Genomic DNA, 8564 nt, shown 5'->3' on the forward strand with positions numbered 1-8564 from the left:
GCCTACGCGGCCGCACCGGCGCCCGTCGTCCCGCGCACGCTGAGCCTCGTCGGAGCCGGGGCCGGGACGGGTGCTGTCGTCGCTCATGGCGCGAGTCTAGCCAGCACCCGGGCGGCGGCGGAGGGGTTCCGTCCGCTCACGCGGGCAGGTACCCGCCGTCGCGCAGGTCGCCGACGAAGGCCGTCCAGGCGAGGTAGGCGATCACCGCGAGGACGATCGCGAGGTAGCCCAGCACGAAACCGGCGACCGCGAGACCGCGTCCGCGCTGTCCGGAGCGTCGGGCCTGGGCGAAGCCGATGTGGCCGAGGACGATGGCGGCGGGCGCCAGCCCCAGCAGTCCGCACACCAGAGCCGCGACCGCGAGCGGATTCATCGGCGGGCGGCGGGGCGGGAGACCGGGGTAGGGATCGGCGGAGGCCGTCGGCGGCGGGTAGGCCGCCGACGGCTCGCCGAGCGGAGGGGCGAACGGCGCGGGTGCCGGTCCGGTCTGCGGTCCGGGCGCGGTGTCGTCGGTCACGGTGTCCTCCTGGTGGTGCGGGCGCCCCCGAGCCTCGGAGGCGTGTCGATCAGTACCCGGTCGAGGGCATGGTCGCCGCGATCGAGAAGAGCGCGACGAACGAGATGATGGTGATGATGATCGCGACGAAGCCGATGATGACGGCGGCGAGGGCTAGGCCGCGGCCCTTCTCCCCCGTGCGCTTGATCTGCGACAGGGCGATGAAGCCCAGCACGATGCCCACGATGGAGACGAAGAACGAGGCGATGAAGCCGATGATCGCCAGGATGTTGTAGCGGTCGGACGCGGGCGTGTACGGAGTGGTCATGGAATCCCCCAGGGTCAGGAACGAGCGGATGCGGCCAAGAGTGGCAGTGGCACGATCCGCCTGTCAAAAAGCTGGACGGCGCTTGCGCGGCCCGGCCGCCGCCCGGTAGAGGCCTCAGCGGACTTGGATCTCGGTGACCGGGAGGGTCGAGTCGGCCCCGAAGCCGAGCCCCGACGGCGGATGCCCCGCCTCGATCAGCTGCGCCGCCAGTGCGGCGATCATCGCGCCGTTGTCGGTGCAGAGCGAGAGCGCCGGGATCCGCAGGGTCACTCCCGCGGCCGCGCACCGCTCCTCCGCCAGAGCGCGCACCCGGGCGTTGGCGACCACGCCGCCCCCGAGCAGGAGGCGCGGCACGCCCCGGTCGCGGCAGGCGGCGAGCGCCTTCGTGAGCAGGACGTCGGCGACCGCCTCGCGGAAGCTCGCCGCGACGTCGGCCACGGGCACCTCCTCCCCCGCGTCCTGGCGCTTCTCGACCCAGCGGGCGACCGCGGTCTTCAGCCCTGAGAACGAGAAGTCGTAGCGGTGGCGCTCGAGGTCCTTCGGCAGGCTGAGCCCGCGGGGGAAGCGGATCGCCTTCGGGTCCCCGTCCGCCGCCACCCGGTCGATCTGCGGTCCGCCGGGATAGGGCAGGCCCAGGACGCGCGCCACCTTGTCGAAGGCCTCGCCGGCGGCGTCGTCGATGGTCTCGCCGAGCAGCTCGACGTCCGACACCAGATCGCGCACGTGCAGGAGCGAGGTGTGCCCGCCCGAGACCAGCAGCGCGATCGTCGGCACCTCGACGGGGCTGCCCTCGCTGCCGTCGGCCCGGAGGACGTCGGCTCCCACATGTCCGACGAGGTGGTTCACGGCGTAGAGCGGCAGGCCGAGCGAGACGGCGAGCGCCTTCGCCGCTCCGACGCCGACCATGAGTGCGCCCGAGAGCCCCGGTCCGCTGGTGACCGCGATCGCGTCCAGGTCGCCGAGCGCGACACCGGCCTCGGAGAGCGCCGCGTGCAGGGCGGGCTCGAGCGCCTCCAGGTGCGCCCGGGCGGCCACCTCGGGCACGACGCCGCCGTAGCGGGCGTGCTCCTCCATCGAGGAGGCGATGGTGTTCGAGAGCAGCGTCGTGCCGCGGACGATGCCGATCCCCGTCTCGTCGCAGCTGGTCTCGATGCCGAGGACGAGGGGTCCGGTGCTCACGGGGTCTCCTGGGTCGGGGTCGGCGGCCGGCGCATCACGATCGCGTCCACTCCGTCGGGCTGGTAGTAGGCGGGGCGGACGCCGATCTCCTCGAAGCCCTCCGAGCGGTAGAGGGTCTGCGCGGCGGGGTTGTCGGCGCGGACCTCGAGGAAGACCTCGCGGGCGCCTCGCTCGCGGGCCGCCTCGAGGAGCGCGCGCAGCAGTCGGCGGCCGAGGCCGGTGCGGCGGACCCGGGCGACGACCGCGATCGTCTGCACGTCGCCCTCGTGAGCGCCGACGGGGCAGAGGAGCCCGGCGTAGCCGACCACCTCGCCGTCCTGCTCGGCGACCAGGTACCGGGTGTGACGGCTCCGGATCTCCTCCGCCATCATCCCGCGCGACCAGGCGTCGCCGACGAACTCGGACTGCTCGATCGCCATGACGGCGTCGAGGTCGTCCGGCTGCGCGTCGCGGAGCGCGGCCTCGCTCATGCTGTCACCCGCTTGGGGCCGGCCGACAGCGTGACGTCGGGCGAGCGGAGGTAGAGGGGCTCGTCCGCGGCACCGGGCCGACCGGCCGCGCGCAGGCGGGCTGCCACGACTCCGAGCTCGCCGGCGGAGACCGACTCGGCCTCCAGGCGTGGGAGCTCCGGATGCGGGAGGGCCGGCGGCTTGTCCAGGCCCGGGCCGGCGAGGCGGACGGGGAGTCCCTGGTCGTCGAGCCCGTCGTAGGCGCTCCAGTACAGCTCGCGGCGGCGGGCGTCGGTGACGACGAGGAAGCCCGCGGCGCGCCCGTGCCGCAGCGCGGCGAGCGCGATCGCGTCGTGCGAGACCACGGGGAGGGTGGGGACGCCGCGGCCGAGCGCGAAGGCCCGGGCGGCGGCGATCCCGACCCGGAGGCCGGTGAAGGGGCCGGGGCCCATGCCCACGGCGACCGCCTCGATGCCCCCGGGAGCCACGTCGGCCGCCTCGAGCGCCTCCTGGATCAGCCGGCCGACCACCTCCGCGTGGCGCATGGTGTCGGTCTCGGTGCGCTCCGAGCGCACGGCGCCCGAGGAGTCGACGACGGCGACGGAGGTTCCGGAGGAGGTGTCGATCGCGAGGAGCACGCGTCCAGGGTACCCGCGGGCTCAGCTCCAGCCGGTGCCGCGGAAGCGGACGGTCCGCGGCTCGATCGGCTCCTCGCCCTCCTCGGCGTCGGAGCCGGCGGTCGGCCGCTCGATGACCACGTCGAGCCAGGACTCCGCGACGCCGTCCAGCATCCCGGCCCCCCACTCCACGACGATCACAGAGCGCGCCGGATCGAGGTCGAGGTCGTCGAGCTCGACCGGCGAGCCCACGCGGTAGGCGTCGACGTGTACGAGCGGCGGCCCGTCGTGCAGCGGCGGATGCGTCCGCGCGATCACGAAGGTGGGGCTCGTCACGGGACCCCGCACGTCGAGGCCCTCGCCGAGCCCGCGCGTGAAGGTCGTCTTGCCCGCGCCGAGCGGCCCGGTCAGCACCAGCAGGTCGCCGGCACGCAGCACTCGGCCGAGCTCGCGGCCGAGCTCCGCCATGGCCTCCGGATCGGCGACCTCGACGACGCGGTCCGCGAACCAGGAGCGCTCAGGCACGGCCGTCCGCCGCGCTCAGCAGCCGCCGCTGGACCCGCGGCCCGAGCCGGGTGACCAGCTCGTAGTTGATGGTGCCGCACCACCGCGCCCACTCGTCGACCGAGGGGACGCCGGTCGTCGGGTCGCCCCAGAGCGTCACCGGGTCGCCCGTCGCGACGCTCGCATCCCCCACGTCGACGACGAACTGATCCATCGCGACCCGCCCGGCGATCCGGTGGCGGCGGCCGCCGATCGAGACCTCCGCGACGCCGGAGGCGCTCCGCGGGATGCCGTCCGCGTAGCCGAACGGCACGAGCGCGAGGGCCGTCCCGCCCTCGGCCCGCCAGGTGTAGTCGTAGCTCACGCCGGTCCCGTGGGGCACCCGGCGGACGCCGGCGACGCGGCCCTGCAGCGTCATCGCCGGGACGAGCCCGAGCTGGAGCGAGGTCTCGTCCTCGAACGGCGAGAGTCCGTAGAGGGCGATGCCGCTGCGCACCATGTCGAGGCGTGTCTCCGGGAGGCGCAGCGCCGCCGCCGTCGCCGCGAGGTGCAGGACCGGCACCTGCACCCCGTGCGCGGCCAGCACGGCCTCGGCGCGGCGGAGGAGCGCGAGCTGGGCGAGGTCGTCCTCGCGCGAGGTGTTGGACAGGTGCGAGAAGAGCCCGGTGAGGTGGACGGTGCCGCGAGCGCTGTGACGGGCGAGCGACTCCGCCAGGTGCGGCCACTCCTCCTCCGCGGCGCCGTTGCGGCTGAGGCCCGTGTCGACCTTGAGCTGCACGGCGGCGCGCACACCGCGGTCCTCCGCCGACTGCGCGAGCGTGTCGATCTGGTCGACGGAGGAGACGGCGACGTCGATCGAGTGCTCGAGCGCCGCGTCGAAGTCCTCGCCGGGGTCGTGCAGCCAGCAGAGGATCGGAGCGACGACGCCTGCCTCGCGCAGGGCCACGGCCTCCCGCAGCTCCGCGGTGCCGAGGGCGTCCGCGCCGCCGTCGAGCGCCGCCTGCGCCGCAGCCAGGGCGCCGTGCCCGTACCCGTTGGCCTTGACGACGGCCATCAGCCGTCGGGCACCGGTGAGCTCGCGTAGACGCGCGGCGTTCGCCGCCATCGCGTCGACGTCGATCACCGCCTCGCGGTACGACGCAGGGACGCTCACGACTCGGCCACCACGAACGCGCAGGCCACGCCCGCGTCATGCGTCATCGAGAGGTGCACGCGCGTGATCCCCCGCGCCTCCGCGGCCGCCCGGGCCGGGCCGTGCAGCGCGAAGGACGGATTCCCGTACTCGTCCCGCTCGACGACCATGTCGTGCCACCCGGCGCCCACGGAGTCGCCGAGCGCCTTGATCAGCGCCTCCTTGGCGGCGAAGCGGCCCGCCAGTGAGGCGACGGGGAGCGAGCGTTCGCTCTCGGCGAACAGCCGGTCGCGGAGCCGGGGCGTGCGCGTCAGCGAGCGCTCGAAGCGCGCGAGGTCCACGACGTCCACCCCGATCCCCACGATCACGGCTCGATCACTCGACCGTGACCGACTTGGCGAGGTTGCGCGGCTGGTCGACGTCGAGGCCCTTGGCGGCGGCGAGCTCCATCGCGAACATCTGCAGCGGGGTGACGGCGAGCAGCGGCTCGAACAGCGGGTCGGCGAGCGGGATCGGAACGACCTCGTCGGCGATCTGGATCGCGGCCGTGTCGCCCTGCTCCGCGATCGCGATGACGCGGGCGCCGCGGGCCTTGATCTCCTGGATGTTCGAGATCACCTTGCGCTGCAGCTCGTACGACTCGCTCGGGCTCGGCACGATCACGAACACGACCTGGCCCGGCTCGATCAGCGCGATCGGGCCGTGCTTGAGCTCGCCCGCCGCGAAGCCCTCGGCGTGGATGTAGGCGAGCTCCTTGAGCTTCAGCGCGCCCTCGAGCGCCACCGGGTAGCCGACGTGGCGGCCGAGGAACAGCACCGCGCGGGTGTCGGCCATCCAACCGGCCAGCTGGGCGATGTCGTCGGAGGCGTCGAGCACGCGGGAGAGCTTCTCCGGGATCGCGGCGAGCTGGGCCGCCTGCGAGGCGACGAGCTCGGTGGAGGCGGCTCCGCGCACCGCGGCCAGGTGCAGCCCGAAGAGGTAGAGCGCCGCGATCTGGGCGACGAAGGCCTTGGTCGAGGCGACCGCCACCTCCGGTCCCGCGTGCGTGTAGAGCACGGCGTCCGACTCGCGCGGGATCGTCGCGCCCTGGGTGTTGCAGACCGAGAGCGTCTTGGCGCCGTGCTCGCGGGCGTACTTGACCGCCATCAGCGTGTCCATCGTCTCGCCGGACTGGCTGATCGAGACGACGAGGGTGCGCGGGGTGAGCACCGGGTCGCGGTAGCGGAACTCGTGGCTGAGCTCGACCTCGACGGGGACGCGCGCCCATTTCTCGATCGCGTACTTGGCGACCATGCCCGAGTAGGCGGCCGTGCCGCAGGCGATGATCGTGATGCGGTCGATCTCCGTCAGCACCGGACCGAGCGCGTCGAGCTCGGGCAGCGTGATCGCGCCCTCGTGGATGCGGCCGCGGAGCGTGTTGGCGACGGCCTCGGGGCCCTCGGTGATCTCCTTGGCCATGAAGCTCGACCAGCCGCCCTTCTCGGACGCCGACGCGTCCCAGGCGATCTCGAACGGCTCGGTCTCGACGGGGTTGCCGAAGAAGTCGGTCACCGTGACGAGCTCCGGGGTGATCGTGACGATCTGGTCCTGGCCGATGGCGACCGCGCGGCGGGTGAACTCGACGAACGCCGCGACGTCGGAGCCGAGGAAGTTCTCCCCGTCGCCCAGGCCGATCACGAGCGGCGAGTTGCGGCGCGCGCCGACGACCACGCCGGGCTGGTCCTGGTGCAGGGCGAGCAGGGTGAACGCGCCCTCGAGGTGCGCGACGACGGCCTGGAAGGCGAGCACGAGGTCGCCGGTGCGGCGGTACTCGCGGGCGATCAGGTGCGCGGCGACCTCGGTGTCGGTCTCGCTCTCGAAGACGGCGCCCTCGGCGAGCAGCTGCTCCTTGAGCGGCTGGAAGTTCTCGATGATGCCGTTGTGGATGACGGCGAGCCTGCCCTCGTCCGCGAGGTGGGGGTGGGCGTTGCGGTCGGTCGGGCCGCCGTGCGTCGCCCAGCGGGTGTGGCCGATGCCCGTGGTGCCCTCGGCCAGCGGGTGCGCCTCGAGGTCGTCGACCAGGACGCTGAGCTTGCCCGAGCGCTTGCGGCTGTCGAGCTGCCCGTCGGCGTCGATCACGGCCACGCCGGCCGAGTCGTAGCCGCGGTACTCCAGACGCTTCAGGCCCCCGAGCAGCACGGCCAGGCTGTCGCGCTCACCGACGTATCCAACGATTCCACACATGCGCTCGATTCTAAGCGGCGCGGAGGCGCCTCCCGCGGCGTCGGGCACCCGGCGGGGCGGACGCTAGGATCGGTCCCCATGCCGTCGTCTCCTCGCGATCCCGCGCGCGACGCGCACCCCTCCCCCTTCGTCGAGATCGTCCGCTCCGACTGGGCCGAGCTCGCCCGCACCACGGAGCTGCCGCTGTCGGAGACCGAGGTCGTGCAGCTGCGGGGGCTGGGCGACCGGCTGAGCCTCACCGAGGTCGCGGAGGTCTACCTGCCGCTCTCGCGCCTGCTGAGCCTGTACGCCGGTGGCGCGCGGCACCTGCACCGCGCGACGAGCACGTTCCTCGGGGAGCGCGCGCAGCCGACTCCGTTCGTGATCGGCGTCGCGGGGTCGGTCGCGGTGGGCAAGTCGACGATCGCGCGCCTGCTGCGGGAGCTGCTCGCCCGCTGGGAGGACACGCCCCGCGTCGAGCTGGTGACCACCGACGGCTTCCTGCTGCCCAACCGCGAGCTGGAGCGTCGCGGTCTGATGAGCCGCAAGGGCTTCCCCGAGTCGTACGACCGGCGGGCGCTGCTGCGCTTCGTCTCGGAGGTGAAGGGCGGGGCCGCGGAGGTGCGCGCGCCGTTCTACTCGCACCTCTCCTACGACATCGTCCCCGACGCCGAGATCGTCGTGCGGCGGCCGGACGTGCTGATCGTCGAGGGCCTGAACGTGCTGCAGCCGCCGGTGCCCGGTCACGGCCTGGCGGTGAGCGACCTGTTCGACTTCACCGTCTACGTCGACGCCCGGACCAGCGACATCGCGCGCTGGTACGAGGAGCGCTTCCTCACCCTGCAGCAGGGCGCGTTCGCGAATCCGAACTCCTACTTCCACCGATACGCGGCGCTCAGCCCGGATGAGGCCCGAGAGCGCGCGCGGAGCATCTGGGCCGCGATCAACGAGCCGAACCTGCTGCAGAACGTGCGCCCCACCCGCTCCCGCGCGAGCCTGGTCCTCCGCAAGCAGGCCGACCACACCGTCTCCTCGGTCCTCCTCCGCAAGATCTGACTGCGCCCCCGGTCGTTGTTCGCCGCCGCGCGCACCGCGCAGCCACCGACCTCGAACCCCTTCACCGCACGATCGGCGCAGGCTCGCCACCGCCCACGAGCCGTCAGCGTGAATCGCGTGCCAAGCGATTCTCGCGCGGCGGCCGCAACCCGCTCCACCCAACAAGCCGACCGCGAGGGGCCGCGCAGGGAGCGGCCCCGCAACGAACACCGCCGCGTGCCCAGCGATTCCCGCGCGGCGAACGCACCCCGCTCCACCCATCGCGACCACCTCTCCAGGCCGACCGCGAGGAGCCGCGCAGGGAGCGGCCCAACCCACGAGCCGTCGTGGGAATCGCGTGCCAAGCGATTCACCCGCGGCGAACGCGCCCCGCTCCACCCATCGCAACCACCTCGCGAAGCCGACCGCGAGGGGCCGCGCAGGGAGCGGCCCCGCAACGAACACCGCCGCGTGCCCAGCGATTCCCGCGCGGCGAACGCACCCCGCTCCACCCATCGCGACCACCTCTCCAGGCCGACCGCGAGGAGCCGCGCAGGGAGCGGCCCAACCCACGAGCCGTCGTGGGAATCGCGTGCCAAGCGATTCACCCGCGGCGAACGCA

10 protein-coding genes are annotated in these 8564 nt (G+C 73.5%); 1 reads left to right on the top strand and 9 read right to left on the bottom strand.

All coding sequences use genetic code 11. The features are described from left to right. Window positions 1–136: 136 nt before the first annotated feature. The 9 genes from C5C63_RS16090 to glmS all read right to left on the bottom strand — a co-directional run bounded on the left by C5C63_RS16090 (window position 137) and on the right by glmS (window position 6928). A complete protein-coding gene (locus C5C63_RS16090; protein ID WP_104296038.1) occupies window positions 137–517 on the bottom strand; it encodes a DUF4190 domain-containing protein in 381 nt (126 codons plus the stop codon). Window positions 518–566: 49 nt separating this feature from the next. Further along, the gene (locus C5C63_RS16095; protein ID WP_104225014.1) at window positions 567–824 is read right to left on the bottom strand and encodes a DUF4190 domain-containing protein; all 258 of its coding nucleotides are present in this window, start codon (window positions 822–824) and stop codon (window positions 567–569) included. A 114-nt stretch (window positions 825–938) separates the two neighbouring features. After that, complete coding sequence (gene tsaD, locus C5C63_RS16100; protein WP_104225013.1) at window positions 939–2003, bottom strand: tRNA (adenosine(37)-N6)-threonylcarbamoyltransferase complex transferase subunit TsaD; 1065 nt, start codon at window positions 2001–2003, stop codon at window positions 939–941. Next, window positions 2000–2473: a ribosomal protein S18-alanine N-acetyltransferase gene (rimI, locus tag C5C63_RS16105; RefSeq protein ID WP_104292481.1), complete on the bottom strand. Its 474-nt coding sequence runs from the start codon at window positions 2471–2473 to the stop codon at window positions 2000–2002. The genes tsaD and rimI overlap by 4 nt, the downstream gene beginning before the upstream one ends. Next, complete coding sequence (gene tsaB, locus C5C63_RS16110; RefSeq protein ID WP_104251126.1) at window positions 2470–3090, bottom strand: tRNA (adenosine(37)-N6)-threonylcarbamoyltransferase complex dimerization subunit type 1 TsaB; 621 nt, start codon at window positions 3088–3090, stop codon at window positions 2470–2472. The genes rimI and tsaB overlap by 4 nt, the downstream gene beginning before the upstream one ends. Window positions 3091–3111: 21 nt before the next feature. Then, window positions 3112–3537, bottom strand: coding sequence for a tRNA (adenosine(37)-N6)-threonylcarbamoyltransferase complex ATPase subunit type 1 TsaE (tsaE, locus tag C5C63_RS16115; protein WP_104227417.1), 426 nt, complete (start codon window positions 3535–3537; stop codon window positions 3112–3114). 49 nt (window positions 3538–3586) lie between these two features. Beyond that, window positions 3587–4726 carry an alanine racemase gene (gene alr / locus C5C63_RS16120; RefSeq protein ID WP_181110647.1) on the bottom strand — a complete coding sequence of 380 codons (1140 nt, stop codon included), beginning with the start codon at window positions 4724–4726 and terminating at the stop codon, window positions 3587–3589. Further along, on the bottom strand, window positions 4723–5073 hold the full coding sequence (locus C5C63_RS16125) for a holo-ACP synthase (RefSeq protein WP_104292482.1): 351 nt from the start codon (window positions 5071–5073) through the stop codon (window positions 4723–4725). The genes alr and C5C63_RS16125 overlap by 4 nt, the downstream gene beginning before the upstream one ends. 7 nt (window positions 5074–5080) lie before the next feature. Next, window positions 5081–6928: a glutamine--fructose-6-phosphate transaminase (isomerizing) gene (gene glmS, locus C5C63_RS16130; RefSeq protein WP_104227413.1), complete on the bottom strand. Its 1848-nt coding sequence runs from the start codon at window positions 6926–6928 to the stop codon at window positions 5081–5083. A gap of 78 nt (window positions 6929–7006) precedes the next feature. Here glmS and coaA point away from each other — a divergent pair, with 78 nt between their 5' ends. Then, complete coding sequence (gene coaA, locus C5C63_RS16135) at window positions 7007–7963, top strand: type I pantothenate kinase (RefSeq protein ID WP_104234153.1); 957 nt, start codon at window positions 7007–7009, stop codon at window positions 7961–7963. The last annotated feature ends 601 nt before the right edge of the window (window positions 7964–8564 follow it).

The sequence above is a fragment of the Rathayibacter sp. AY1B8 genome (assembly GCF_002932775.1).
Taxonomy (GTDB): Bacteria; Actinomycetota; Actinomycetes; order Actinomycetales; family Microbacteriaceae; genus Rathayibacter.